A 24,415-nucleotide genomic window follows, 5' to 3' on the forward strand; every position below is an offset into this window, starting at 1 on the left:
CCTTCCCCGCCCGGCTCCCCACCGCACGAGCAGGTCGATCCAGAACAGCGCGATGCCTCCAGCGAGACACCGGTCAACCCACACTCCCACCTGCTCATCGGCCCGGCGCGCCTAGCGACCAGCTGGTGCGGCGCGGCCGGGCGGGTGCCCGGAAAAGGGGTTCGATGCCCCCGCAAGATCACGTAATGTATACACCGCCCGAAAATGAACAAGTGTCGCAGTCGTTGCGACCGTGACTGCGCGGGGGGAAGGGAGAACTCCCTGAAGGCATCCCGCATCCGGCGCGGTGTCGCCGGTGCCGCCACCGTCGTCGCCCTGGCCGGGGCCGGCGTCCTGGCCACCGCGCCGATGGCCGCGGCCAAGGCCAACCTGATCGCGATCGACAAGGTCTCGCCGGACGGGCCGGGCCTGCGGGTGAACGTCACGTACTCCTGCGACCCCGGCATGAACCACCACCTGGTCGCCAACGCCGAGGAGATCACCTCGTCCAAGCTCACGGGGTACGGCGCGGGCACCCTCAAGGTCGACACGCTCGTCTGCGACTACGCCGACCAGACCGCACAGGTCCGGCTCAAGCCGGCCGCCACCCTGGGCTTCGAGAAGGGCGACAGGGTGAAGGTCACCGTCTTCTACTTCGACGACGGCTTCCGCTACGCCGACACGACGGCCACCGCCACCGTCTGAGCGCGGCATCGGCCGCCGCCAGGGCCCTCGACCCGGCTACGTCCGGCAACTGGGCACATCACCATCGGTGTTGAGGGCCTTCAGCGCCTCCACCGCGCCGTCCAGGGTGGTGACGGGGATCAACCGCATCCCCTTGGGGAGTTCGGCGCGGGCGCCGGTGCACTCCCTGCGTGGGACGAGGAAGACCGTCGCGCCGTCGCGGTGCGCGGCCTGGGTCTTCAGCGCCACCGCGCCGACCGCGCCGCCGGCTTCGATGGTGACGGTGCCCGCGATGGTCCGGCCGCCGGTGTGCTCGTCGACCTTCAGCGGTCGGGCCGTCGATGACCGCGTCCCGGAGGTGGGGGCCGTTGTCGCGTACGTCGTTGACCGCGGTGGACACCGGCCGGGCGTCCAGGTGGCCGGCGGCCCCGGTGCCCAGCAGGGCGCGGAGTTCGTCGGTGTCGTGGTGGGCGGGGTCGCGCCCGGCGTTCCCGTGGTCGGGGCGCTGGTCAGCGGCATGCGGGGGTGGACGCGGTTCGGCGGCGTCGGTGGCCTCGGTCGTGCTGATCGTGCAGGTGGCCCACCACGCCCACGCGCCGGGATCGTCGTTCATGGTTGCCGGGTCGCGCCAGAACTCGTACAGACCGGCGAGCGCCATGACCCGGCCGTCTCGGGGCTGATGGGCCGGTCGCTGCCGCGACGGCGCGCAGAACCGCTTCCCGACCATCCCCGTGCATGGAGAGCACCAGTGGGTCCGCCGCGTCGAGGTCCACCTCGGCTTGAAGGGAAACTCAAAACGCCTGGAACGGGACGGGTTTGTCACTCGCGTCCAAAGGTTGCGGTCTGTCGCCGCCCGACGCGAAGGAGATCCAGTAGCGGCCCGCCGGGAGGCCGTGGCTGCGTGGGAGGGGTTTTGTGGGCAGGAGGGCCCCATGGGCGCGGATGCGGACGGCGCGGGTCGGGAGGGGGCCGTAGCTGACGTACTTGCCTGGTTTCCCGCCCGGAGCGCGGCCGCCGGTGTAGTACCCGCTGCCCGGGTGTTCGTTGTCGAAGCCGCATCCGGCGCTGGAGGTCGCCTGCTCCGCATACCGGTCCGGCCCGGACAGCGCCATGCACAACTGCTTGCCCTGCTCCCACGCCCACAGGCCCCAACGCGCACCGTTCGTGGTGCCGGTGGCGAGGCGGACCCGGGTGACGGGCGAAGTGGTGGGGTTCGGGGCCGGCCTTCGACTCGTGCACCCCGTAGCGGCCGACGCCAGCACGGTGACGGCGACCGCGACGGATGCGACGGTGCGTATGCGGCTGACCATGGTCAATTCTTCTCGTACGGGACCGCGACCCACAAGCCCATGTTCGGGTGGCCGTCGGCCCAGCTCGACTGGCCGGGCACGAGCCAGAGCGGCTCGTCCTTGCGGTTGTTGGTGTGCTGCGTGATGTAGAGATTGTTCCCGTCGTTGCCGGTGATGACGCCCGTGTGATCGATGTGGTTCCAGTCGCCGCCGGTCCAGTTGACCCAGATGATGTCGCCGGGCTGCGCCTGGTTGGTGTACTGCAAGAACTGTGCGCCCTGGCGGTTTTGGTAGTCGGAGAGGTTGAAGGCCCCGCCCCAGGAGAAGCTCTCCAACTGGCTGCCGTAGGGGTTGGTGGTGATGTCGAACCAGTAGTCGTCGTCGCGGTACTGGAACCCCGGGAACCACGGGATGTTCTGCGGCATGCCACCGCCGTACAGCATGGCGCGGGAGGCGAAATCGGTGCAGTCGTCGTCGTAACCGTTGTTGTCGCCGTTCCAGTTGGCGCGGGCCCAGTCGGCGATCCCCGCCAGGTTGCCGTGGTGGTCGTTCGGCTGCCGCACGGACGGGCCCGAGATCGGCATACCCGTCGCCGGGTCGGTGACGACCGGCTTCGGCGCCGGGCGCTTCGACGGGGTGCGGGAGCGGTGGGCCGGGGCCGGCGTGTCCGTGTCGATACCCCGATATCCCGTTAGCCGGACGTGGCCGCCGGTGACGGTGAAGGTCCACACACCGGGGGTCTGGTCCGCGCCGTGGAAGCGCTTCACCTTGCCGCCGCTGGTGTCGACGGTGGTGAGGGTGCGGTCGGCGGTGGCCTTCACGGTGACGGTACGGCCGTCGGCCGAGCGCCTGACCGATGCGTGCACCAGCGCGGTGCGGTCGTCGGTGAGACGCTGGTGGCCGGCGGCCAGGGCGTGGTGGATGGCCTGATCCGTCGGAGCCACGGCGGCGAGCCAAGCCGCGTAGGGCACCCTCGACGGGACGCCAGTAGCGCCGAACTTGCCGTCCTGCACCCGGCGGCCAAGCGCACCAGTTGCGGCGCGCCGTAGTGGGCCGTCGGTGCTCACGCCCGGACCACGCCGCGACGGGTCGTTCGTCGCACGGACGAGGATTTGCTGGCCAACTCCCTTTCATTGCTGGTGCCGTGAGGTCTCGGAGATGCCGGCAGCTGGCACCCCATCCAACGGCCTCCTGACCAGCACACATCCAGCTGCAGCCCGCGAGCACATCAGGTGTTTGCGGGCCGTAGCTGTTCACGGGCAGGCTCAACGCCTGCCGGGGCAGAGGATCGAGGCGGCACGGCGGCGAGCCCCCGGCCCCGACGCGAAACCGGAGGTCAAGCGTCCCGTCTCAGTTGATTCCTGAAGCTCGCCGTATTCCTGACCGCTGGACATCACCTCAGGTCAGTCAGCGGACTTCTGCTGGAGTACTAGCTGGTGCTGGTGACGCGGAAGGCGCTGACCCAATTGCCGATTTCGTGGTAACCGGATCCGTCGATGGTGATCGAACCTCCGGTGCAGTCGGCGTTGTCCCACAGCTCCACCTTGGTGTTGGAGCCGTCGGCGCGGGCGGAGCGGATGTGGTCGTTCCAGTTGTCGCCGACGTAGTGGCACTCCCCGACATCTCCGGAGAATGTCGTAACCGCACCCTTCCAGTCCGTCTCCCAGTAGGCGTGCCAACTACCGGATGCCAGACGGGCATGGCTGGCGGAGGAGCGAGAGGACGAGGACGTGAGGGGTTGGGCGGACGACGGGTAGGCGCTGACGACTGTGCCGGCCAGGACCGCAGCCGTGACCAGAATCTTACGCAAGACAGGCAAGGCAACTCCTTCAACGTTGGGCCCCAGAATCTCGGAGTCCGTCTCCTGGGCATCCAAACGGACTTTTCGGCCGTGCTCCGCTGCCGGCGAATGGCGAGTCCGTCAAACACGTCGAACCACACCGACAAGCACAACACCGGCAAGCGTGACATTGAAAAATAAACGATAAGTAAATACGTGAATGACCTTGCAATGACCTTGCATCGCAAACCCGGGCGTCACTCGGTGCTGCACGCCACCTGCCGTAGACATACAAGAACATTCATTAACCGGTCCTTCCTTCTCTTCGATCACGCCGGCACCCGAAGCTCGCAGTGCTGAATGCGATCTGGTGTAGTCGGAGAACGTTGTTCGGTGTCGATGGCATGGTGGCGAACAACAACATCCGAACAACCAGGATTGGCGGAACTCGAACAACGTCGCTTCAGGGCACGGCGGGCCGTTGCCCGGGGAACGGAACCGGATGGAATCCGCAGGACACCCACCGCCCTGGCAAGTGATCACGAAGACACCGGCAGCCGACTTGCCGCACCAACAAGCCGGACAACCAGCTTGCACCCCAGGAAACCCTCATCTGACGCCACGACCTTCCGCCGATTCCGCTTACGCCTTGGCCGCTTTGGAAGGGAACCGCTCATGCCCATCATCGGCTCCGGCTACGACGCCCCCGAGTACGACACTACGACCCGGCCTGGAAGACCCAGGACACGCCATTTCGGCGGTGACTGTTCGCGAAACTCACCGAGGCCGGCGCCAGCTGTCCCGCCGACGGCGCCACCCTGTTCGCCCCCGCCAACCGCTATCTGGGTGTGAACGACCGCGACCTGGACCTGCTCGCCACCCTCACCGACACCACCGTCGAAGACGTGCAGGCCGCTCACAAGGCTGACCTCGCCGAATGGTCGCGCGAGCGGCAGCTGCGCGACCACCCGGACCTTGCCGTCCTCGACGCGGACCTCGACCGGGTCCGGCACCGTTCCTGACCCGGAGCCCAGGGCCCCTGCGGCTGGTCAGCGGCCGCGGGCGGCCAGGAGCTGGGCGCGGCTGTAGGTGACGGTCGTCTCCGTCTCGGTGGTGACCAGCTTCATCAGGCCCGCAGGCGGTTGGGGGGCGTGGTGGTCGACGGTGGGCGCGGTGATGTCGTCCAGGAGGCGGTCGAGGAGTTGGGCGAGGGTGACGGCTCCGCTCCCGCCGTAGCCGTAGTTGATGCCGTTGTCGCCGAGTTGGGGTGCCAGCCACAGGCCGCCGTCGGCGCTGTGGACCCAGACGACTTCGCCGCTGAAGGTCACCGCCTCGAGCTCGGCGTGGGCGGGAAGACGCTGCGGGACGGCAGTGACGATGTTATCGGGGAACTCCTCGTCGCCGTGGATGCCCTTGCGGACGACGGCGGGCAAGTCGGTCGCCGGGTCGTAGAGCAGCTGCGCGTCCTCGTCGGCCTCGTCCAGGAGCAGCTTGTCGAGGACGGTGGGCTGCCGCCCCTCCGGCGCTTGGGTGAGCGTCGCGGCCCACTGCGCGGCGGTCGCGCATTCGGTGGGGCGGACTTCGACGGCGGCGCCGGTGGGCCAGTCCTCCCCCGAGTCCCATCGCTGGACCAGGTGCGCGACCCGGTAGGCGAGCACGTCCCGGCGTTCGGTGAGCTCCAGCCATCCAGCCCGGCGGACCAGCTCGGGCAGTTCCCCGAGGTCGTCGTCGTGCGCTCGGGGGCGTGGCAGGGCGCCGAGGGTGAGCCAGTGGCAGTCGCTGTGCTTGTCGTCCTGGATGTCTTCGGCGATGTGCTCGAGGTAGCGCTCGGCCGCGTGGTGGGCGCGCTGCCGCATCGTGCGGGCCAGGTGTGAGGCGACCTGGGCGACCGGGGAGCCGTCGGGCTCGTCGACGGCGAGCAGCGCCAGGTCGGCGGCCGGGAGCTCGACGTCGTCGGCGGGCACCAGGGCCGGCGCGGCGCCGGGCCGCCAGGCGGTGATGGCGTCGCGGTCACGCAGCGCGCTGTGGAACCACGGGGCCTTGGTGCCGAACAGGGTGTTCAGCTGCTGGAAGGTGGGGTGGTACTGGGCGGAGCGTTTCGGGCCGGGCAGGAGGTCGAGGGCAGTGAGCCGGGGGCCGTTGTCCCAGTACGCCTCGCCGACGACGACGGCCACGACGTGCTGGTGGGCGTTCTTGCCGTACCGGCGGAACACGGCGCTCGACAGGGCGCGCACGCTCCCGTTGCCGCTGGTGAGCGAGTAGCCCAGCAGGACCGGGCCGTACGCGGTGCTCCAGCGCAGCACCGCGTAGTCCCCGATGATCTCGGTTCCGTCGAAGGCGGCGTCCCGCCCGGCCCCTTCCCATATCGGCCGGGTCAGCAGCGGCTCGTAGGCCGGCTTGCCGTCCGCGGTGACCTCGCCCTTGCGTCGGTTGAACAGCGCCACGTCGCCCTCCCCAGAGGCCGCTGCCCACTCCGGGGCTCTCCCGGGTCGGACACGGCCACCCTCCAGTCCGGCACGCGCCACTGACACTCGGCCCGTCGTACGTGCGCACCTCAACTCCCCGACGGGCGCCGCGCCCGCCGTGGCGGCGATGTCCAGGTCGTCCAGGCCCGGAAACCGTCCCGCCACTTCAGCCCCTCCCGCACTGCCCCATGTTGATCGTGCACGCTACTCCCGTACACCGACGGGGACGTCGCACTCATGGTGATCGCTTGCTGTGCTTCGTCCACGGCTGGCGGGGAATCCCGCGGGCTTTCATCTGCGCCACCACCTTGGCGTGCAGCTCGCGCAGCGGCTCCAGTTCGGCCGGCAGCGTCAAGGGCGCGACGGGCGCCCTTGCGCCGGGTGAGGCCGGCGCTCAGGTCGCCATCGCGTGTCTCCCAGAACCTCACGGGCAGCGTGCCGCGGTGGGTGTGCACGGGCCCGCCGGCGGCTTCCCGCTCGGCGATCATGCGGGTGAGGTTGCCGTAGAGGCGCTGCAGCGGGCCGGTGTCGTCGGGCAGCGGGACATGCCGGACGGAGGCTTCGGGGCGGGACTGATGGTCGGCGGCACGCAGTCCTCCGTAACGGTCCTTCCACACCCACACCGTGACCGTGTTCACGGGCGGCTTCGCCCGCCCGGCGCCCGAGGCGGTGCCCCACCACCCCGTCGCGACAGTCCCCTCGACATGTGGCGCACGGTGTGACGCCGAATGATCGACGTCAACCTCCTGGCCGCCGCACACCTCACCTGGGCAGTGGCCCGGCACCTCATCGACCGCGAGGCCCCGGCCACGTCGTCAACGTCGGCTCACGCGGGGCGTTTCGCGGCGAGCCGGAGTATCCCGCCTACGGAGCAAGCAAGACCGCCTTGCACGCGTTCGGGTAGTCGATGGCCGTCGCCCTGGCCCCGCACCGCATCAGCGTCACCGCCGTGGAACCCAGTTTCATCGCCACCGAACACCAGACGCCCCAACTGGCCCGCCCTCGCGGCGAGGAACTGCGCAGCCAGAGCCACCGCGGCCGGGTCGGCACCCCTGAGGAAGGCGCCGCCGTGCACTACCTCACCTCCGCGGAGGCAACATGGCCTCGCGGACGATCCTTGACCTCAATGGAGCCTCCCACCAGCGCACCTGACACCCCCAGCCCGTACGGCCTTCAACACGATCCCCCGACCGGAGTGGAGTTCCCATGCCGCAGATGACCGTCAACTACTCACGCGCGCTGGCCGCTGGAACATCGGCAGCGTCACCGCACTCCTCACCCGGCTCCGCTTGTGATCGAAGAGATCAACCCTGGTGCTCCAGGAACTTCCGTACGTGCGCGAGCACTTCCCCAGGCCGCTCCTCGGCGATGAAGTGCCCGCAGTCCGGGATCTGCGCTCCCATGACGTCCTTGGCGTACTCCCGCCAGATGTCGAGCGCGGGCAGCCGTGCTGGAAACCCCTCCGAGCCCCACAGTGCGAGCACCGGCATCTCCAGGCGTCGCCCGGCCGCGAAGTCCGCGTCGTCCAGAGCCCGGTCCTCCTCCAGGGCCCGGTAGTCGTCGAAGCCCGCGCGCAGCGCGCCGGGTCGGGAGAATGCGCGCACGTACGTGTCCACGGTCTCGGGCTCCAAGCCGTGGCGGTTGTATGTCCACCGCTCGTAGAAGTACTCCAGATAGCCGCGGACGTCGCGTCCGGCCAGGCGCTCGGGCAGGTCCGGCTGCAGATGGAACAGCCAGTGCCAGTGCGAGGAGGCGAGCAGCAGATCCATCCGCGCCAGCATCTCCCGGGTCGGGATGATGTCAAGCAGTGCGAGGCGCTCCACCTCCTGTGGCCGGTCGAGGCCCCAGCGGTGCGCCACGCGGGCCCCTCTGTCGTGGCCGATCACGGCGGCGGCGCGGTCGAAGCCGAGCCCGTGGATCAGCTCCGAGATGTCGGCGGCCATCCGGCGCTTTCCGTACCCAGATTGCGGCTTGTCCGTCAGCCCATAGCCGCGCAGGTCCGGCGCAACGACCGTGTGGGTCCGCGCCAGTTCATCCGTGATCTTGCGCCAGCAATAGCCGGTCTGCGGCCAGCCGTGCAGCAGCACCACGAGCGGGCCCGAGCCCGCACGCCGGTAGTGCATCCGCAGACCGTCGACCTTGGCGACCCCAGTCTCCATAACTAACCCCCTTAGATGGTTAGCGCGTAACCTAGCAGCATGACAGCGACGGGGTCGGCGGCGGCCGACGATTGGGTCTTCGACGGCGGGCGGCTCTGCCTGGACTTCGTCAATACGCTCAGGGACCGCAAGCGGACCCCACGCGAGACGCTCCCCGACCCGGCGGCCCTGGCGCGCTGGCTGCGCCGCTGCGGACTGCTCGGCGCAGACACGGAAGCCGACGAAAGCGACCTGGCCGGGGCACGCCGACTGCGCGAGGCCGTCGACCGCTGTACCCGGACCGTCGCAGCGGACGAGCTCCCGGACGCCGCCGACCTGGTCCTGGTCAACGCGGCGGCCACAGCCGCACCCAAGCCCCCGACCCAGGCCGTGATCGAGAACGGCAGGCTCGTGCCGGCCACCCCGTCGCACTCCGCCGCCGACACCGCGGGCGCACTCGGCCTCGTCGCGCAGGACGCCGTACGGCTGATCCTGGCCGCCGAAGTGCGCCAGGTCCGGATCTGCGGCGCCGAGCTGTGCGGTCTGCGCTATGTCGACCGCTCGCCCGCCGGCAACCGCCGCTGGTGCTCCATGTCCCGCTGCGGCAACCGCACCAAGGTGCGGCTGCACACGGAGCGCGGTCGCCGGGCGTCACGGGCCCACGAAGATCGGGGAGACAGTCTCTAGCAGGGGTGCGTGGGGAGACAAAGAGGCCCCCACCCCGGGATGCCGGGAACGGGAGCCAGCGGCGGTAGAGCCAGCGAGGGATTTTGGTGGAGCTATCGACCTCGCCTTAGCGCTTGCACCGTACGTGAGGGAGCTCGGCTACGACCTCGAACGTCCAGTGCCTCTATATGCGGTTATGGGGCGTCATCCTGGCAGTGCCTGCAGCGCTTGGTCAAACCGTGTGGTCACAGGACCCGCATCGGGATCACGACGCATGAGTGCGTCCAAGTGGTACTGACAGTTAGGGAGTTGGGAAGAGCCTCTGAAACCTCAGCCATGTTGCGGGCACCATCGTGGGAGCGCAGATGACGCCCGGTCAAAACTCGTGGTCAGGTCATCCGGTTTGTCCCAGCTGGCGCGGGCTCTGCGCCTTCCCGGCCCGCTCGGCACGGGCCCGTCGGAGAGCAGCGGCTTCGGTCGCCGCAGCCTGGCGGCGGCGCTGTGCGCGGGCCGCTTCCATCGGGGCTGGCGCATCGTCCGTGATGACGTCGGGTTCAGGGAACGTGCGGCGGGACAGCGCGCGCATCGCGGCGGTCTGCCGTTCCACCGCTTCCGCGATATCCGGGTCGACCAGCTGTGCCGGCGCAGCCGCCTGCTGCGCGGCGAGCGCCTGGTGGAAGTCGGGCGAGGCCATCTCCCTGGTCTTCACCGGCGTGTTGGGCGTGGCCGCGGCTGACTGGGCGGACTCCACCGTGCGCACCGGGGACACAGCGCCGACGGCCAGGACCCGGTTGCTCGCGCCCGTCTCGGCACGGCGCAGCATGATCACCAATCTGCCGAAACAGCGCGGGCTCACGTGAACGGGCCTATCCAGGACGGCTGCGACGTCGTGATCACACCAGCCCCCGTGAGTTCCTCACGCGATTACCGCCAGCGGGGTCGTGCAGATCACGTGCTGGACAGGCAGAGGTCCCCGGACCAAGTACCGCACCGGACACGGCCGGAGTCGAAGGTGATCTCCAGCGCGATCCGTCCGGTGCCCGGGTCCCTCTCCTCGCTGACCGCCCGCATCGTCTCGCCGAGGTGGTCCGCGAACGGAGTCTCGCTGCGGATCGGGGCCGCCTCAACACGGCCCAACTTCGCCATGCCGTATCCCGCGCACGGGGCCGACCTTTTCACGATCAGGCACCAGTCCGACCCGGTTGTCACGTGGGTGGAGACCTGCTCACTGTCGATCAGCCACAGTCCAACGGGACGGACGGGGCCTCCGAGCCGTACAGGTGCCACGAAGCGACCACCTGCTCAAGACGCCGCCCGACCAGGTACTTGGGACGCAAGCCGGCTCCGTGCAACGGGCACTCGTTCAACTTCTTCGACTCCACCCGATGACCGTACCGTCAAGCAAAGCCTCAGCTCTCACGCTTATTCGGGACAAGCCTTAGCCGGCCTGACTAATGGAATTTCGAGGTCCGCTTCCTGTGGATGCCCACTCGTCAAGCAATTCAGATTTGCGGCGTGTCGGCCAGAGGGCCCAGTTCGAGCCGAGGGGGTAGAAAATCGCTCGACCGAACAGTACGGAGCTGCTAGAAATGATCGCGCAGGATCAAAGAAAAGGGGGAAAATGAAAGGCCAGATAGGCAAGAAGTTCGCACGCCTCAACAGGGGCCGTAACCTCGGCATCACCTTCGCCGCCACTGTCGCCACATCAGTGTCTGTGTTGGCGATCCCCGCGGCCAGTCCCGCAAGTGCCCAGACCCCTGGGCCCACTGGCGTCGCCATCAACAGCGTCGACGCCACATGCAAGCACAACGGCCGCAACTACATCGTGCGGCAGTACTTCCGCGGGGTCCAAAGGTACACACTGCGCTGCGGAACAACGACGTGGGGCTGGAAACACATCAAACTGCGCCACGGCTGGAACAGCGGCATGGACGGCAAGATAAACAACGCCATTGCCAACGGGGCCCCAAACGGTCGAGGCGGATTCTCGATCTACACGAATCAGTGCCCGCCGGTGGAAAAGTTTCGCACCATCATTGGCACTCCAGCCGGGCTGAATGACGTTCTCACCGCGTACAATGTCACAAACCTGGCCAGCGGCGGCAAGTGCTAACTCCAGCACGGAGGGAAGCCGTCCATCACTGACGAAAGCGAAGGGTGGATGGTTCGCATGGTGGATCAGACGCCAGCAGAGCGAGCCCTGGCCTGCTCATACACCACCGGTGACGGACAAGTCAGATTCGACATCTCCAGCCTGTCGGTCCACCATCACGCCGACCGCAGCGCGACCTTGACGTACGAGATCGCCGTGGTGCGTCGGGGCCACCAGGACGAACACTGGATGTTCACCTTGCCCTGGGACGACAAGTCCTTCGTGGACGTCCTCACCTCCTCCCACCCCGACCCTGATCGACTCCAACAACTCGTGCACTTGGTTCGCGCCTCGTTGGAGGAGTGGTGGGACACCAAGGGACAGAACAGGCGAACCGCAAAGATGGGGCGTCAACTGCACTGACCGGCTCCCCAGCAGTCCCCGCCCTGCTTCTTGGGGCGGGGACTACCCTGTGCCGGGCCGAAGCGGGGCAGGTGGCCGACAGCGAGGCGGGCCTGGCGAGGCAGCCGGTGACTTGTCCGGTTCGGCGGCGTACTCGATCAGCGCGAGCAGCCCGCACGCGGTGCCCTTGGCACAGCGCCACCGCTCCTGGCGCTTGTCGATCTGTCCGCCGCAGTTCGGGCACACCTCAGGCAGCGGCACCTCCTGAGCATCGGCCGGACGGCGCTCGACGACGGGAGCCTGGACGCGCGGAATCACGTCCGCGGTTATCTCTGCATTTGCCGTGTCCCACACAGGTCGTGTCGCTTTACGCGAAGTTGCCGTGGTTCGAGATCCGCAGGCGGCAGGACGATTTCGACGTCGCCACCTGACCCGATCTACGAGCGCTGGGAGTTCTGCGAGGGCGTGTCGGGCGACTCGTCGCCGCTGCCGGTGCCGAACCAGGAGCGGAAGCGCTCGCGCAGGAACTGGAAGGCGGCGACGCCGAGTACCAGCAGGATCACGGCGCCGAAAAGGCCGAGCACGAAATACAGGCCACCGACGGTGTGGACGCCCCTGAAGATGCCGAGTATGCCGGACGCGATCTCGACCGTTGCGTGATGGGGGAGGCTCACGCGAAGAGCATCGCCGCTGCCCCCAGTCGTTGACAAATCCATGTCAGGGTGCGGTGGGTCCGCTGCCGACCTGCACTGTCCTGGCCTCCGCCAAACATCCGGAGCCGGATCAGCCACGGTTGAGGTAACCTGTGTCCCCTTCAGTGAGAGTGCCGTCAGTCGTAGAACTCGGGCGCGATGCGCAGAGTGCCCCACTGCTGTTGGTCGTGGCTGTGCACGACCAACGCGTTTTCCCGGGCAGCCAGATTCATCAGCTTGCGCGTACTCGCTCGCACTGCCTCGCCGTCGTGGTCGAAGACGTCGCTGACCGGGCGCGACTCCGGATCGGTGTGGTCGGCGCTGGGGACGGCGTCACCAGTGATCAGCAGTGGTCCGCTGTTGGCAAGCCGTACCAGCACCGACTGATGTCCCGCGCTGTGCCCGTGGCTGTCGATCAACTCAACGCCGGGGAGCAGTTCCACGTCACCGTCCACCTGGTCGTAGGTCAATCCCGGCGCGTCCCAATGCTCGCGCATCCAGGTGTATTTCATCTCCGTCGACGCGCGAGCCTCTTCCAGTTCCCGTCGTTGCACGACGAATCGAGCCTGCGGGAACAGATCGTTCGACCCCGAGTGGTCTGGGTGCAGGTGGGTGCACACAACGATGTCGATGTCCTCGGCGTTCAGCCCCAAACGGCCGAGTTGCGCGCTGACATGCTCGTCCTCGCCGACGGCGAAGGCCGCCGATTCGTCGCCAACCATGTTCCTTGCCGCGCCGGTGTCGACCAAGATGTTCGTGCCGCCCGGATGCCGGATCAGGTAACCGGGCACCGGTACTTCGGCGAGGGGGCCGCGTGGCCGGACGGTACCGAGTCGTAACAGGTACAGGCGCATCGTTCCTCCATTAGCACTCTCTGCATTGTCCGCGTTCCTCGCACATCTGCTCGTCGCACAGCACTAAGACGTCGTCTCATTTGGTCTTGTTGGTAGCCTTGACTCGTGCTGATCGTGGAGCGTTTGGTGCCGGACGAGTTGTACGACGTGTTCCAGCGGGTGGTGCCGCCTACTCCGTCACGGCCGCAGGGTGGGGGCCGGCGCCGATACGGTGACCGCGAGGTACTCGCGGCGATCATCTTTGTGGCCACAACGGGCTGCACCTGGCGGCAGTTGCCGCCGGTCTTCGGGCCGTCGGGACCGACCGCGCACCGACGCTTCACCGAGTGGTCCGCTGCCCGCGTCTGGGCGAAGCTACACCGGCTGATCCTTGATGAGCGGGGCTCGCGCGGTGATCTGGACTGGTCGCGCTGCGCGATCGACTCGGTGAACATGCGAGCCCTCAAAGGGGGGAACTGACAGGTCCGAATCCTGTCGACCGGGGCAAGAAAGGCTCAAAGATCTACTTGATTACCGAGCGGACCGGTGTACCCCTGTCCATCGGTATCTCCGGCGCCAACCTCCACGACAGCCAGGCCCTCAAGCCCCTCGTACGCGGAATCCCACCCATCCGCTCCCGCCGCGGCCCGCGCAGACGACGCCCCGCCAAGCTGCACGCGGACAAGGGCTATGACTACGACGACCTGCGTCGATGGCTCCGCAAACGCGGCATCCGGCACCGAATCGCCCGCAAGGGCATCGAGTCCCCCACCCGACTGGGCCGGCACCGCTGGACCATCGAGCGCACCATGTCATGGCTCGCCGGCTGCCGCCGCCTCCACCGCCGCCACGAACGCAAAGCCGAGCACTTCCTAGCCTTCACCGCCATCGCCTGCAGCCTGAATCCGCTACCGCAGACTCACCAAATGAGACGACGTCTAAGAGGTCGAAAGGGTCTCCGTCCGGACCGTGTAGCGGAGACCGGGCCCAGGTGTCGTACCCCGCTGTGCCCCACCTTCCGTGTGTGCTGGGCTTGCCCCGCCTTGTGTGCTTCCCCCGTCTTCCTTGCCTCCGTTGCCCTCTCTGCCCTCTCTGCCCTCTGAGCCTCCGCCCTTGCGTGCGTCGCCTCCCTTGTTTCCGTTGCTCTCTCTGCCCTCCGAACCTTCACCCTTGCCTTCGTCGCCGCCCTTGCTTCCCTTGAAGGCGACGCTGTTGACGCAGCTCATGGATGAGCCCACCCTGGCGCTCTGCGCACCTGCGGTGCCCTCACCGTCGAGTGCGTTGCCCGCCAGGCCGTTGGCGATGCCGGCGTCGTCGAGAGCGTCAACATCCGCGTCGTTCGACCGGCACGAGTTTGCCTGTTTGACGTTGAAATCGGTGCCGCCGCTCCCGCTGGCGGCGTAGGCGATGCCGGCTCCGAGGAAGCCGAAGCTGCCGAGTGCGGCGGCCATGACGGCGGCCTTCTGAAGCTTGCGCATTTTTTCTCCGGTGGTCGAAGGATACAATCCGTGATATAGCGACTTCGTACAGTCATAGGAGGCTAATGCGAAATATGTCGCAGTCACCTAGCGACGCGCCGCGTCCTTGGCCGTCGCCAACGAGTGGCCGTCCGGGAGCCGTCCCACACCCCGAGCGGGTCAGGGCATCGACTTGCCGCGCCAGGCGCAGACGCTCCGTCCCAACGCCCTGTCCGGAGCTGGCGAAAGCGCCGGCCGGGATGCGGCGGAAGCCTCCGTAGCCACGACGGGAGCGGTGCCTGTACTCCGGCCAGGGCCATGACGCGGGCGAGGCCGCCGGCGACCCACGGCAGGGAGGCGGGGATGCCGGCGGCGTCGACGATGGCGGGGAGCGGGACGGCGAGAGCGACGGTGGTCTGCACGACGGTGCGGATGGTGCGCCGGGTGGCGTCGGTCATGGGGCGTTTCTCGTACAACGTGGGCAAAACACTCTGTCTCTGACCTGGGGAAACGCAACGAGGTGCCCTCGTTGGGAGAGAGCCCGACGGGGGCGCTGCTGCGTTACTGGGTTGCTGCATGCCAGGGGCACCCTGGCCCAACTCCCACCACCGCAGCCCCCCCCCGCACAGACCCGGGCTCTGCACCGCTACCTGCGCCGGCACATCGCCAACGCCAACGCCCGCCACCCCGACGTACTCGCCGCCCAGCGCAAGGAACGCGCCCGCATCCGCAGCGAGAAGGGCATCCACTGGGGCGGACGCCCCCTCGCCGCTGCGGCGTGAGCCTTCGGCTTGTCCGGGCGGTACGGATTACTGAATGCTGTGCGGTGTCCAGCGAAGCGTCATGTCGGGCAGGTTCTCCATGTTGCGGTCACCATCGTTGGTGTCGAGGACGATGAAACCGTGGCGCTCGTAGAACGCGCGGGCGTCGGTGTTCTGCTGAAAGACATGCAGGGACAGCCCGTCAGAGCTGTGCCGCCTGACCTCATCGAGCAGTAGCGTGCCGATTCCCCGCCGACGGACGTCCGGGCGCAGATAGAGGTGTTCCAGCATGCCACCGTCAAGGGCCGCATAGCCGATGAACTCCGCATCACGCACTGCGACCCAGGTACGGCATTGCATGAGCAGGACGTCCTGGACCCATTGGGTCACCTGCTCGTGACTGCGCTTCTGCGGCGGCAGATAGGGCATGGTCGCCGACCGAGAGGTCATGTGGATGCGCGCGATCACGGCGGCATCTGCCTCCTCCGCGAATCGGATCCGAGTCTTGCCGTCATCACTCACGTCGGGAACCTACAAGGCCAGCGAAGACTCGATCCAGCGGTTGACCCGGTGAACGTTGCCGGTCACAGCACTGGTCGAAGCCGACCATGCCCGCCCCCGTACTGCGAGCACCTGGCGGACGATCCGCGAAGCGGGCCGCTACCGACTCGTCAGGCAGCCCTAGTGGGCCGCCAGCATCCCCACAACGAGGCCGACGACCGTCACCACGCCGACGGCCAGTAGCGCGTGCTTGGGATCCACTCCCGTGGAACGGTCCGATGACCCACGGCGCCGGAAAGCGGGGATCGAGACGAAGCCCTGTGCGTCCCCGGTGTGATGGTGGTGGCCGTGGTGGCCCAACCCACCGCTGTGATGGTGCCCGCCAAATCCACCCCCGTGGTGGCCGCCCCCGCTGAATCCTCCGCCGCCGTGCATGGTGCTCTCCCCGTTGTCCGTGATCCGTTCTTCAGCACCCCCTGCCCGGGGTGCGCCGGCCTACACCTGGACGACCGAGGCACCTCCGCGCCTACTCGCTGACTGCGTATCAACCACCTGGCTCATCGGAAAGCACACCTCGCCCTCGCAGGGGCCATCTCCGGCGCCACCAGTTGGTAAGTACGCTTGGGCACGTGAAGCAGTACAACCAGCGCGGTACCGATGCGCACACCTATACCGTCCTCGCCTTGACTCTGATCGGCACCGCCATCGGCGGCTTCGCCTTCAGCGCCGCCTCGGAGTGGCAGGGAAAAATCCTCGCGCTGATCATCTTGATCGGTTGGGGACTCGGCGTCCGATGGTGGAGCCGCACCCGGCCCCACCACACCAGCGACACCCACTGACCTCGCGAGGCGACGGGAAGGCGGGCGGGGACGACGTCACTTCAGCGTCGTATGCGCCGCCACCGTCAGGATCGACCGTAGCTGCGCAATGATGTCCAGCCGGTTCCGCACGAACTGCGGATCCGTGATCCTTCCGGTCGCCGGATCGGTGTTGCCGGCGCCGAACTGGAGCACCGGTGTGTGCACGTGCCCGCCCGGCAGCGTGTCGTGCAGGCCCAGCCGGTCGCGCAGCAGGGTCGCGCGGTAGGCGATCTCATTGGAGAGGTAGTTGCCGCCGCCGCCCTCACGGGCCGTGGAGCCCGGGGTGGGGCCGCCGGGGCGTACGACGGGTTCGGTGCTCCCTGCCGGGATCTCGGTCACCTCGGTGTGGTCGTAGGCCGGGAACCGGCCGGTGTGCGCGGTCACGATCGCCTTGTAGGGGAGGGTGGTCGTCGTCCACTGCGGCTGTGTGGCCGGGGCGGCGACCGGGATCGTCCCGGTGCTGCTGATGTTGTCGTTGTCGGGGGAGCCGCCACGCCAGGCCCCGTTCGTCCGCTCGACGTCGAAGCGGCCCACCCGGCCCTGGCTCACCGTCGTGTACAAGTCGACCTTCGGCAGGTACGGCGCCAGCGTCCGCTCCACCGTCCCCTCCGCGAAGTCCTGCCAGCGCACCGGGAACGTGACGGCCTCGATGCGGGCCGGACCGGAGTCGGTCTGGATCACCGTCCCGTCGAGAGCGAGCGCGACGGCCCCGGACGGGTTGGAGATCCTGATGTCCCGGTCCAGTGTGAACGGGTCGAAGCCGGTGACGAGAATGCGCTTGATGCCCGTGGCGCGCGACGGGTAGCGGATGTCGGTCTGGCCGCGCGAGGTCCGCTCCAACTGGTCCAGCAGGGACGAGCGTTGCGCGTCACCGAGCCCGAAGCCCGGCTCCCACGTGCGCACGTCCCGCGTCATCCCGAGCCGCGCCCAGTACAGCGGCCGGTCGTCGTCCCGGCCGAGGTCGCCGCCCGAGGGGCCCCGCCCCTGCGCCCGGTCGACGGCGCGCCGCCACAGCGCCGTACCGTCCCGTACGACGATGCCGCGGGCCTGCTCAAAGGAGTGCGCCCGGGTCAGGTCGCGGACGAAGTCCGCGTCCACGGAGTCGAATCCGGAGCGTCGCAGTATCTCCTGCGGCGCCGCCTTGTCGAGGCGCTGCTCCTCGACGGTCGGGGTCGGGGCGCCCTGAGCGGCCCGGGCCGCCGCCGTGGTCGCGGGTGCCGCCAGCCCCGCCAGCCCCGTCAGCAGGGCCATGCCGAGGATGCCGATCCGAACACGTAGGGAATTCAAGGGACTTGGGTCCTTCCGTCGCTGTGGGGGCGCGCGCACTGCCGGACCGCTGCAGTATCGCGTGACGGAAGTGGCCTACGCCATGGGGTGTGGCTCAGGAGCCTCGAACTCATACCGCAACCAGTAGAGATGGGCCGCCTTCACCATCAGCGTCACCTCGACGGTGAGTTCCGCCCTTGATCCGTCGGCGCTCCAGCGGCGAGGCGGCTCGCGCCGAGGCCGCGGTCGCGCGGCACGAGGACGAAGTCCCGGCCGTGCCGGTGACTCCGGTCGTGTGGCCCGCGCCCCGCCCGACCGCCGTCACCCCGGCCCCGGAGCCGGAGCCCGCCGACGTCAACGTAGACCAGGACCTGGTCCTCGAGGACCTCACCCGGGAGCAGGTCCTGGACTGGCGCAACCGCGCCTCCGCCGACCATCAGCTGGTGTTCGACCACATCGGCCGGTACGGCGAGCACTCGGCACAGCGCCTGTTCACGCGTTGTCGCCTCGAGGTCGACAGTGAGCCCCGCCGTGGCCACCACGTCCTGGATGAGAATGTCGGAGACGTCGGCCCGGTGGGGCGTTGCAGCGGTGTACGCGGTCGTCGTGATCACTCCTTGGCTGCGGGGACACACCGGTTCGCTGGGAAGGTCTTCCGGGACTTTTCGCGCAGCACAGGCGCCGCTTTGCACAATGCAGCAGCCCATCGCGCCGGGCAATTCTCCACGCCGGGCAGCACTTTTCCGGCCTGGTGAGTTCAAGAGATGCTCCGCCTTGCGGACGGGCGGCGCAGCGGATATTCCGTGCCCTTCACGTTAGACGTCGTCTCATTTGGTGAGTCTGCGGTAGCGGATTCAGGCTGCAGGCGATGGCGGTGAAGGCTAGGAAGTGCTCGGCTTTGCGTTCGTAGCGGCGGTGGAGGCGGCGGCAGCCGGCGAGCCATGACATGGTGCGCTCGATGGTCCAGCGGTGCCGGCCCAGTCGGGTGGAGGACTCGATGCCCTTGCGGGCGATTCGGTGCCGGATGCCGCGTTTGCGGAGCCATCGACGCAGGTCGTCGTAGTCATAGCCCTTGTCCGCGTGCAGCTTGGCGGGGCGTCGTCTGCGCGGGCCGCGGCGGGAGCGAATGGGTGGGATTCCGCGTACGAGGGGCTTGAGGGCCTGGCTGTCGTGGAGGTTGGCGCCGGAGATACCGATGGACACGGGTACACCGGTCCGCTCGGTAATCAAGTAGATCTTTGAGCCTTTCTTGCCCCGGTCGACAGGATTCGGACCTGTCAGTTCCCCCCTTTGAGGGCTCGCATGTTCACCGAGTCGATCGCGCAGCGCGACCAGTCCAGATCACCGCGCGAGCCCCGCTCATCAAGGATCAGCCGGTGTAGCTTCGCCCAGACGCGGGCAGCGGACCACTCGGTGAAGCGTCGGTGCGCGGTCGGTCCCGACGGCCCGAAGACCGGCGGCAACTGCCGCCAGGTGCAGCCCGTTGTGGCCACAAAGATGATCGCCGCGAGTACCTCGCGGTCACCGTATCGGCGCCGGCCCCCACCCTGCGGCCGTGACGGAGTAGGCGGCACCACCCGCTGGAACACGTCGTACAACTCGTCCGGCACCAAACGCTCCTCAATCAGCACGAGTCAAGGCTACCAACAAGACCAAATGAGACGACGTCTTAGAGCTCCTAACGCAACACCGGTAGCCGTGTCCTTCGGACGGTTGTGTCGGTTGCTTGGATATGGGCAAGCGGAACCCTCAACCATGGCTGGTTGATGATGAGTTGTGGTCGAGAATCGAGCCGTTGCTGCCATCGTCACCTGATGGTGAGCGGCGGCCGGGACGCAAGAAGGCGCTGGAGGACCGCAAGGTGCTGTGCGGCATCTTGTTCGTCCTCTACACAGGTATCCAGTGGGAATGGCTGCCTGGTGAGCTCGGGTTCGGCTCGGGGATGACCTGCTGGCGGCGGCTGCGGGACTGGAACGACGCCCGGGTGTGGCAACGGCTGCACGAGGTGTTGCTGGACGAGCTGCGGGCCACCGACCGTCGGACCTGTCGCGGGCGGTGATCGACAGCTCCCACGTACGGGCGCTCAAGGGCGGCCCAAAACCGGACGGAGCCCGGTCGATCGGGGCCGGCCGGGCTCCCAGCACCACGTGATCTGCGACGCCACCGGCATCCCGCTGGCTGTGACACTGACTGGCGGAAACCGCAACGATGTCACCCAGCTGATGCCCTTGCTGGCAGCGGTCCCGCCCATCCGAGGCAAACGCGGCCGGCCCCGCCAGCGGCCGAAGGAGATCTATGCCGACCGCGGCTACGATCACGACTGCTACCGCCGCCAGGTCCGGACGAAGGGCGTCAAGCCGGTCATCGCCCGACGAGGTACCGACCACGGCTCCGGGCTCGGAACCAAGCGGTGGGTCGTGGAACAGACGATCGCGCTGCTGCACTGGTTCGGCCGCCTGCGCATCCGATGGGAAACCCGAGACGACATTCACGAAGCGTTCCTCAAACTCGCCTGCTCGCTCATCCGCTGGCGACGCCTGCGAACCGTGTTGCGTTAGGAGCTCTAAGTGACACCGATCTCGTAGCGCGTGGCGTCCATGCCCGTTGCCAGGCACTTCTTCGTGTAGGTCTCGACCGTCCGCAGTGTGCTGCACCACCGGCGTGGTCCTCTCCCTGACCCGACACCGGGAGTTGGGCGCTGACCTCATCGCCGCCGGATCGATCCCTGGGAGGAGGCATCCAGATCAACCTCCCCTCCCGGAAGTAGGGCACAGGGCTCTCTGCCGCCGGGCTCACCCCGTCCGGCGGCAGAGGCCGGCCTCAGCCGAGTGGCCCTTGCTCGTACCGCGTTGCGCCGGGTCGGCTCAGCCCGGTGGAACACCCAAGGCCTCTGGGGTGCAACGGGCCGTTACCGTGTGAACGGCACCGGCCCGGCCGGCAGGCGGCACGGCGCGGTCACGCGCAAGGGGCCGGCATTCTCCCGGACCTATGGGTGCCGTTATCGAACGGCGAACCAACCGACATGTCGTCGCGTCCGAGCGGTTCTGCTGCCAGGCAGCTCACGATTTCATCGTCATTCCAGCGGCGTTCGTCATGGTTGGTAATGCAACGCAGCAACTGCGGTTGTCGTGCGTACCGTACGGGGCGGCACGGCCGCCACCTTCAACCCGGCGCCGGGTGTACGGCCCACTCCGAACGTTTCCTTCGTCGGAGTCGACCCGTGCAAGAGCGGGAGAGCGATCGACTTCAACCAAAGCATCGTTAGCCGACACGATCGTCGAGCAAATCTGGATAAGCTTGCTCGCTCCGACTCGAATAGGAGTTAGGTCTCATGAAAAAACGTCTCTTGCTGGGTCTCGTTACGGCCACTGTGGCCGCCTCCACATTGGCCACCGTGCCTGCGACTGCGGCTAACGCAACCGGTCCCCGCAACTCGCCCGCTCCAGCCGTGGCCCCGGCCGGAGACGGTGCCTGCGATCTGGGATATGTGTGCGGATGGCAAAACCCCTCCTTCGAAAAGCCGCGGAATCTATACACCACGACACCCACAGATTGCGTCAATACGGCGGCCGTGGTGCAATCCATAACCAATGCGACCGGGAGGCCACTGCGGGTGTGGAGTGATTCCAACTGCACGGGGGCTAGCGAAGTGGTAGATCCGAACAAATCCGTTGGGGATTTCAACTACACGATCTATTCGGTTTCCAACGCATAGCTCGGGGCAGGCGAGCAGACCATCGGATACACCCCGCACACGACCAGGCCGCCGATGAGTACATCTGACGAGGGGTGATCAGGCGGCCCAGCCGACGGAGGAGACGTAGGTGTAGGCGTCCCAGTCGGTCCCGAGACCGCCTTGGATGATGTCGTCCCAGATCGCCTCCAGCTCCCGCGCGTCATGGGCGATCCAGGCATCGACGGCCCGGTCCCAGACCGTGCCACGGACGTTGATGGAGCGGGTTTCGACGTCACGGCGGTGGCGGGGGTCGACCTGGGACTGGTCAGCCGGGTCGATCTCAATACGGGTACCGCGCCCCCGATTGGCCAGCCGGCGCTTGAGATCGGCAACCACGTTCCGGCGCCGAAGATTCCAGTAGGCATTGTCGAGGCGAGCCAAGTTGGCCTTGCTGGGGGTGCGTTCCTCGGCGAGCCAGGCGATCAGGGTGCGGGGACGAACATGGATGCCGGCGCGGTCCATGGCCTCGTAGCCGGCATCGGAGGCGGTCAGGTAGCGCAGGCGGGCCGCCAAGCCGCGTTCCGACGTCACGGACGATTCGATTCCGGTGACCATCTTGTCGATGCCCTCGGCCACGCAGACCCAGCCGGGCAGCGCCCTGGCACCGTAATGGCCGATCCTACGCCAACGGGAATCCTGGGCCATCAGCGCGCCACCTGGCCGACGGTGTACTCACCCGAGGCTTTCGCGTCGCTGTGCTTGACCTTCATCTGGGCCAGGCCTCGGCCTTCGGAGAAGACCTGGCGCCAGTCGCCGGTGACGTGCAGTTCGTCGGTGCCCATCATGGCGATGACCTCCAGGCCGGCCTGGTGGGCCTTGTAGGCCTTGCCCCAGAGGTTGGCGTATGCCTGGCTGTGGATGATGTGCATCCAGTCCGGCCGCTGGATCTCGCGGTTGTGGATCGACTCCCCCATCGTCGAAACGAACTTCGAATACATCGCCTTCACATAGCCCTCGGTGATCGTGTCCTCCTGCGCGAGGGCGGTCTCGCGAGCTGCGGCCAGGACCTTGCGCAGGGCGTCGAGGAAGTTCTCCGTCGCACCCGACGTCCACGACTCGTGAACGGTCGGGGAGGCGATCAGCCCGTATTTCGGGCCGGACAGGCGCAGCAGGAGGCGGAGGGTTGCGTCGGTGATCCACAGGGCGCCGGGTTCTTCACGGTCGCCGAGGGGGTCGGGCAGGTGCGGATGATGCCATTCGGCGGGGGTGATCAGGTGGACACCGGACCGCTTCGGGTCCACGCCGTCGCTGCCGGTGTAGTGCTCCAACTTCCCGATCGGCAGCCAGCACTTGAGGGCGGAGAGATAGGCGGCGTTGGCGTCGAGGGCTGTGACGCGGATGTCGCCGGGGGCTTTGAGGGAGTAGTGGGGGTGGTGGAAGTTGGGACGGGCCTCCCAGATCTGGCCCGGCTCCCGCTTCGACGGCTTGTGCAGGATGTCCGGCAGGGACGGATAGGCGGTGTACTGATAGCGGGCGGTGGCCCGGGTCTCGTCGAACATCGCCATGACGTCAGGGATGGCGCGCTTGATCAGGGCCTGCAGCGCGGCGTCGGCGTCGCCCTCGGCGCGCTCCAACTCCTCGTGCACGGCGCGGGTGATGAGGCCGGTGGTCTCCGCCTGAGCGCGGGCCGCTGACTTCGCTCGGCGCTGCGGACGCGACGGTACTCGAGCCGGTGCCTGCGAAGGCAATTCCGGTGCGACCGTGGCCGGGGCCGGGGAGCCGGCGTACTGGGGTACGTCGGTTGCCGGAGGCGTAGCGGTGGGAGGTTGGCACATCGCACCGGGGTGGAGGGAGCGGCCGTCGGTGGCCTTGAAGGGGGTCACCACGCCGCAGCGGATGCACGCCTCCGGCTCGCCCTGCACCACCAGGCCGTCCGCACGCCACGCCGTCTGCGGCAGCTGAGAGGCAGTCACGGGCGCCTGCGGAACCGGGGACTTGGACAGGTCGAGGCCGGACGGATGCTGCTGGTGCTCGGTCGCCGGTGCCATGCCGACAGTGTCAGTCGCGCCAGTAGCACCGGCTTCGGGCGCCGGTGCGGCGGCGCCTTCCGGCCGGACATCCGTCGTCGGAGCCGGCGGTGGGGAGGGTGCCGGGAAGCGGTGGGCGAGGCCGTCGAGCAACTTGCGGTACGCCTCCAGACGCTGTCCCTTGGGCTCGGCGCGGCCCGCCTCCCACGCCTGGATGCTCTGGACCCGCACCCCCAGGGCCTGGGCGACGGAAGCCTCGGTCAGACCAGCTGCCTCGCGCAAGCGGACCCGCTCGGGCGGGGCGGGCAGCAACGTGTTGTCGTCGACAGCTTGAAGGAGCGAGTCGATGGCGTCGAACAATCCCCGCGGCTGATCGGTCATCTGCTGCTTCTCTCCTATCGGATGCCCTGGCGGATCTCTTCGAGACGGGTGGTCAGCCGCTGATAGCGCTGCGAGGCGGCCTGGGAGGAGTTGAAACCCTGGTGCCGGGAGATCTGCTTCCAGTCCATCCCGCAACGCCGCGCCTCCACCACCACCTGCGCCTCCAACTGGTCCAGCGCCAGGCGCATCTGATCGAACAGACTCAGCGCCGCGGCCACCTCATCTGTCATGTCCCCCTGCTTGCCGTCGTTTTGCCGCCGGTCGGCGGCAGCTGCCAGCAGTCGACCCAGCAAGGCGGCATCCTGCTCCAGATCGCAGGCGGGAGACTCGGCGGCGGGATCGTCCGATAGCGCGGCCAGCCGCCGGCGAGCTGCTTCCCGAGAGTCTGCTGACATACGGGCCACCCTACCTCAAACACACAACGAAACAACAGAAAGTTGTTTCGTTCGCGAAGCAGGTCGACCAG

At 67.9% G+C, this 24,415-nt stretch carries 25 protein-coding genes and 5 pseudogenes; 10 read left to right on the plus strand and 20 right to left on the minus strand.

The genetic code is table 11. The annotated features are described in order from the left end of the window. The first annotated feature begins 204 nt into the window (after positions 1-204). Positions 205-684, plus strand: a complete 480-nt coding sequence (locus tag RZ84_RS00215; protein WP_241777463.1) for a hypothetical protein — start codon at positions 205-207, stop codon at positions 682-684. Between the two features lie 36 nt (positions 685-720). On the opposite strand, the pseudogene RZ84_RS35690 reads toward RZ84_RS00215, so the two are convergent. The 6 genes and pseudogenes from RZ84_RS35690 to RZ84_RS38595 form a co-directional block, all read right to left on the minus strand. Continuing rightward, positions 721-978 (minus strand): annotated as a pseudogene (locus RZ84_RS35690) (hypothetical protein); the annotation flags it as partial. Positions 979-1,099: 121 nt separating this feature from the next. Then, positions 1,100-1,390, minus strand: a pseudogene (locus tag RZ84_RS40200) (hypothetical protein); the annotation flags it as partial. A 64-nt stretch (positions 1,391-1,454) separates the two neighbouring features. Then, the gene (locus RZ84_RS40205; RefSeq protein WP_043262623.1) at positions 1,455-1,973 is read right to left on the minus strand and encodes a hypothetical protein; all 519 of its coding nucleotides are present in this window, start codon (positions 1,971-1,973) and stop codon (positions 1,455-1,457) included. 2 nt (positions 1,974-1,975) lie between these two features. Then, positions 1,976-2,896 carry an amidase domain-containing protein gene (locus tag RZ84_RS00230; protein WP_157878701.1) on the minus strand — a complete coding sequence of 307 codons (921 nt, stop codon included), beginning with the start codon at positions 2,894-2,896 and terminating at the stop codon, positions 1,976-1,978. Positions 2,897-3,381: 485 nt separating this feature from the next. Then, on the minus strand, positions 3,382-3,771 hold the full coding sequence (locus RZ84_RS00235) for a peptidase inhibitor family I36 protein (RefSeq protein WP_157878702.1): 390 nt from the start codon (positions 3,769-3,771) through the stop codon (positions 3,382-3,384). Between the two features lie 102 nt (positions 3,772-3,873). Beyond that, positions 3,874-4,065 carry a hypothetical protein gene (locus RZ84_RS38595; protein ID WP_157878703.1) on the minus strand — a complete coding sequence of 64 codons (192 nt, stop codon included), beginning with the start codon at positions 4,063-4,065 and terminating at the stop codon, positions 3,874-3,876. A 515-nt stretch (positions 4,066-4,580) separates the two neighbouring features. Here RZ84_RS38595 and RZ84_RS38600 point away from each other — a divergent pair. Continuing rightward, positions 4,581-4,754 carry a hypothetical protein gene (locus RZ84_RS38600; protein WP_157878704.1) on the plus strand — a complete coding sequence of 58 codons (174 nt, stop codon included), beginning with the start codon at positions 4,581-4,583 and terminating at the stop codon, positions 4,752-4,754. A 27-nt stretch (positions 4,755-4,781) separates the two neighbouring features. On the opposite strand, the gene RZ84_RS38605 is transcribed toward RZ84_RS38600, so the two are convergent. Further along, entirely contained in the window at positions 4,782-6,176 is a 1,395-nt protein-coding gene (locus RZ84_RS38605; RefSeq protein WP_043262627.1) for a hypothetical protein, read from the minus strand. Positions 6,177-7,501: 1,325 nt separating this feature from the next. After that, a complete protein-coding gene (locus RZ84_RS00250; RefSeq protein WP_043262628.1) occupies positions 7,502-8,356 on the minus strand; it encodes an alpha/beta fold hydrolase in 855 nt (284 codons plus the stop codon). A 39-nt stretch (positions 8,357-8,395) separates the two neighbouring features. Here RZ84_RS00250 and RZ84_RS00255 point away from each other — a divergent pair, with 39 nt between their 5' ends. Further along, positions 8,396-9,022: a CGNR zinc finger domain-containing protein gene (locus RZ84_RS00255; protein WP_043262629.1), complete on the plus strand. Its 627-nt coding sequence runs from the start codon at positions 8,396-8,398 to the stop codon at positions 9,020-9,022. A 373-nt stretch (positions 9,023-9,395) separates the two neighbouring features. On the opposite strand, the gene RZ84_RS00260 is transcribed toward RZ84_RS00255, so the two are convergent. Both RZ84_RS00260 and RZ84_RS40215 read right to left on the minus strand, forming a co-directional pair. Continuing rightward, complete coding sequence (locus tag RZ84_RS00260) at positions 9,396-9,824, minus strand: hypothetical protein (RefSeq protein ID WP_241777464.1); 429 nt, start codon at positions 9,822-9,824, stop codon at positions 9,396-9,398. Between the two features lie 125 nt (positions 9,825-9,949). Continuing rightward, a complete protein-coding gene (locus tag RZ84_RS40215) occupies positions 9,950-10,147 on the minus strand; it encodes a hypothetical protein (protein WP_241777465.1) in 198 nt (65 codons plus the stop codon). A 475-nt stretch (positions 10,148-10,622) separates the two neighbouring features. Between RZ84_RS40215 and RZ84_RS40220 the strand changes: the two genes are divergently transcribed. Next, complete coding sequence (locus RZ84_RS40220; protein ID WP_241777467.1) at positions 10,623-11,114, plus strand: hypothetical protein; 492 nt, start codon at positions 10,623-10,625, stop codon at positions 11,112-11,114. 57 nt (positions 11,115-11,171) lie between these two features. Then, on the plus strand, positions 11,172-11,516 hold the full coding sequence (locus tag RZ84_RS00270; RefSeq protein WP_052229631.1) for a hypothetical protein: 345 nt from the start codon (positions 11,172-11,174) through the stop codon (positions 11,514-11,516). A gap of 416 nt (positions 11,517-11,932) precedes the next feature. Here the strand turns inward: RZ84_RS00270 and RZ84_RS00275 are convergent, their stop codons facing one another. Continuing rightward, entirely contained in the window at positions 11,933-12,169 is a 237-nt protein-coding gene (locus tag RZ84_RS00275) for a hypothetical protein (RefSeq protein ID WP_043262631.1), read from the minus strand. Between the two features lie 155 nt (positions 12,170-12,324). Further along, positions 12,325-13,041 carry an N-acyl homoserine lactonase family protein gene (locus RZ84_RS00280; RefSeq protein WP_043262632.1) on the minus strand — a complete coding sequence of 239 codons (717 nt, stop codon included), beginning with the start codon at positions 13,039-13,041 and terminating at the stop codon, positions 12,325-12,327. A 114-nt stretch (positions 13,042-13,155) separates the two neighbouring features. Here RZ84_RS00280 and RZ84_RS37670 point away from each other — a divergent pair. Next, positions 13,156-13,922 (plus strand): annotated as a pseudogene (locus RZ84_RS37670) (IS5 family transposase); the annotation flags it as partial. A 36-nt stretch (positions 13,923-13,958) separates the two neighbouring features. Here RZ84_RS37670 and RZ84_RS35450 read toward each other — a convergent pair. Both RZ84_RS35450 and RZ84_RS40225 read right to left on the minus strand, forming a co-directional pair. After that, positions 13,959-14,498 carry a hypothetical protein gene (locus RZ84_RS35450; RefSeq protein ID WP_043262634.1) on the minus strand — a complete coding sequence of 180 codons (540 nt, stop codon included), beginning with the start codon at positions 14,496-14,498 and terminating at the stop codon, positions 13,959-13,961. Between the two features lie 254 nt (positions 14,499-14,752). Then, positions 14,753-14,935 (minus strand): annotated as a pseudogene (locus RZ84_RS40225) (hypothetical protein); the annotation flags it as partial. Between the two features lie 111 nt (positions 14,936-15,046). On the opposite strand from RZ84_RS40225, the gene RZ84_RS00300 reads away from it, so the two are divergent. Next, on the plus strand, positions 15,047-15,259 hold the full coding sequence (locus RZ84_RS00300) for a hypothetical protein (RefSeq protein WP_043262636.1): 213 nt from the start codon (positions 15,047-15,049) through the stop codon (positions 15,257-15,259). Between the two features lie 27 nt (positions 15,260-15,286). Here RZ84_RS00300 and RZ84_RS00305 read toward each other — a convergent pair whose 3' ends face one another. Then, positions 15,287-15,760: a GNAT family N-acetyltransferase gene (locus RZ84_RS00305; protein ID WP_043262637.1), complete on the minus strand. Its 474-nt coding sequence runs from the start codon at positions 15,758-15,760 to the stop codon at positions 15,287-15,289. A gap of 608 nt (positions 15,761-16,368) precedes the next feature. Here RZ84_RS00305 and RZ84_RS00315 point away from each other — a divergent pair. Further along, positions 16,369-16,578 carry a hypothetical protein gene (locus tag RZ84_RS00315; protein WP_043262638.1) on the plus strand — a complete coding sequence of 70 codons (210 nt, stop codon included), beginning with the start codon at positions 16,369-16,371 and terminating at the stop codon, positions 16,576-16,578. Between the two features lie 36 nt (positions 16,579-16,614). Here the strand turns inward: RZ84_RS00315 and RZ84_RS00320 are convergent, their stop codons facing one another. Next, a complete protein-coding gene (locus RZ84_RS00320) occupies positions 16,615-17,886 on the minus strand; it encodes a pyroglutamyl-peptidase I (RefSeq protein ID WP_198539915.1) in 1,272 nt (423 codons plus the stop codon). Between the two features lie 176 nt (positions 17,887-18,062). Here RZ84_RS00320 and RZ84_RS38610 point away from each other — a divergent pair, with 176 nt between their 5' ends. Then, positions 18,063-18,620 (plus strand): hypothetical protein, encoded by a 558-nt coding sequence (locus tag RZ84_RS38610; protein WP_157878705.1) that lies wholly within the window; start codon positions 18,063-18,065, stop codon positions 18,618-18,620. Between the two features lie 55 nt (positions 18,621-18,675). Here RZ84_RS38610 and RZ84_RS37675 read toward each other — a convergent pair. Beyond that, a protein-coding gene (locus RZ84_RS37675; protein ID WP_198540106.1) for an IS5 family transposase occupies positions 18,676-19,490 on the minus strand; the annotation gives its coding sequence in 2 pieces (ribosomal slippage) (positions 18,676-19,145 and positions 19,145-19,490; 816 coding nt in all). A gap of 107 nt (positions 19,491-19,597) precedes the next feature. On the opposite strand from RZ84_RS37675, the pseudogene RZ84_RS35720 reads away from it, so the two are divergent. Further along, positions 19,598-20,423 (plus strand): annotated as a pseudogene (locus RZ84_RS35720) (IS5 family transposase). Between the two features lie 1,235 nt (positions 20,424-21,658). Here RZ84_RS35720 and RZ84_RS00350 read toward each other — a convergent pair. The 3 genes from RZ84_RS00350 to RZ84_RS00360 are packed head-to-tail and all read right to left on the minus strand — an operon-like array spanning position 21,659 to position 24,344. After that, positions 21,659-22,246, minus strand: coding sequence for a hypothetical protein (locus tag RZ84_RS00350; RefSeq protein ID WP_043262642.1), 588 nt, complete (start codon positions 22,244-22,246; stop codon positions 21,659-21,661). Next, entirely contained in the window at positions 22,246-23,949 is a 1,704-nt protein-coding gene (locus RZ84_RS00355) for a helix-turn-helix domain-containing protein (RefSeq protein WP_043262643.1), read from the minus strand. Before RZ84_RS00355 ends, RZ84_RS00350 begins: the two co-directional genes overlap by 1 nt. 14 nt (positions 23,950-23,963) lie before the next feature. Further along, positions 23,964-24,344, minus strand: a complete 381-nt coding sequence (locus tag RZ84_RS00360; protein WP_043262644.1) for a hypothetical protein — start codon at positions 24,342-24,344, stop codon at positions 23,964-23,966. Positions 24,345-24,415 lie beyond the last annotated feature (71 nt).

This window comes from Streptomyces sp. CT34, assembly GCF_000805335.1.
Lineage (GTDB): Bacteria > Actinomycetota > Actinomycetes > Streptomycetales > Streptomycetaceae > Streptomyces.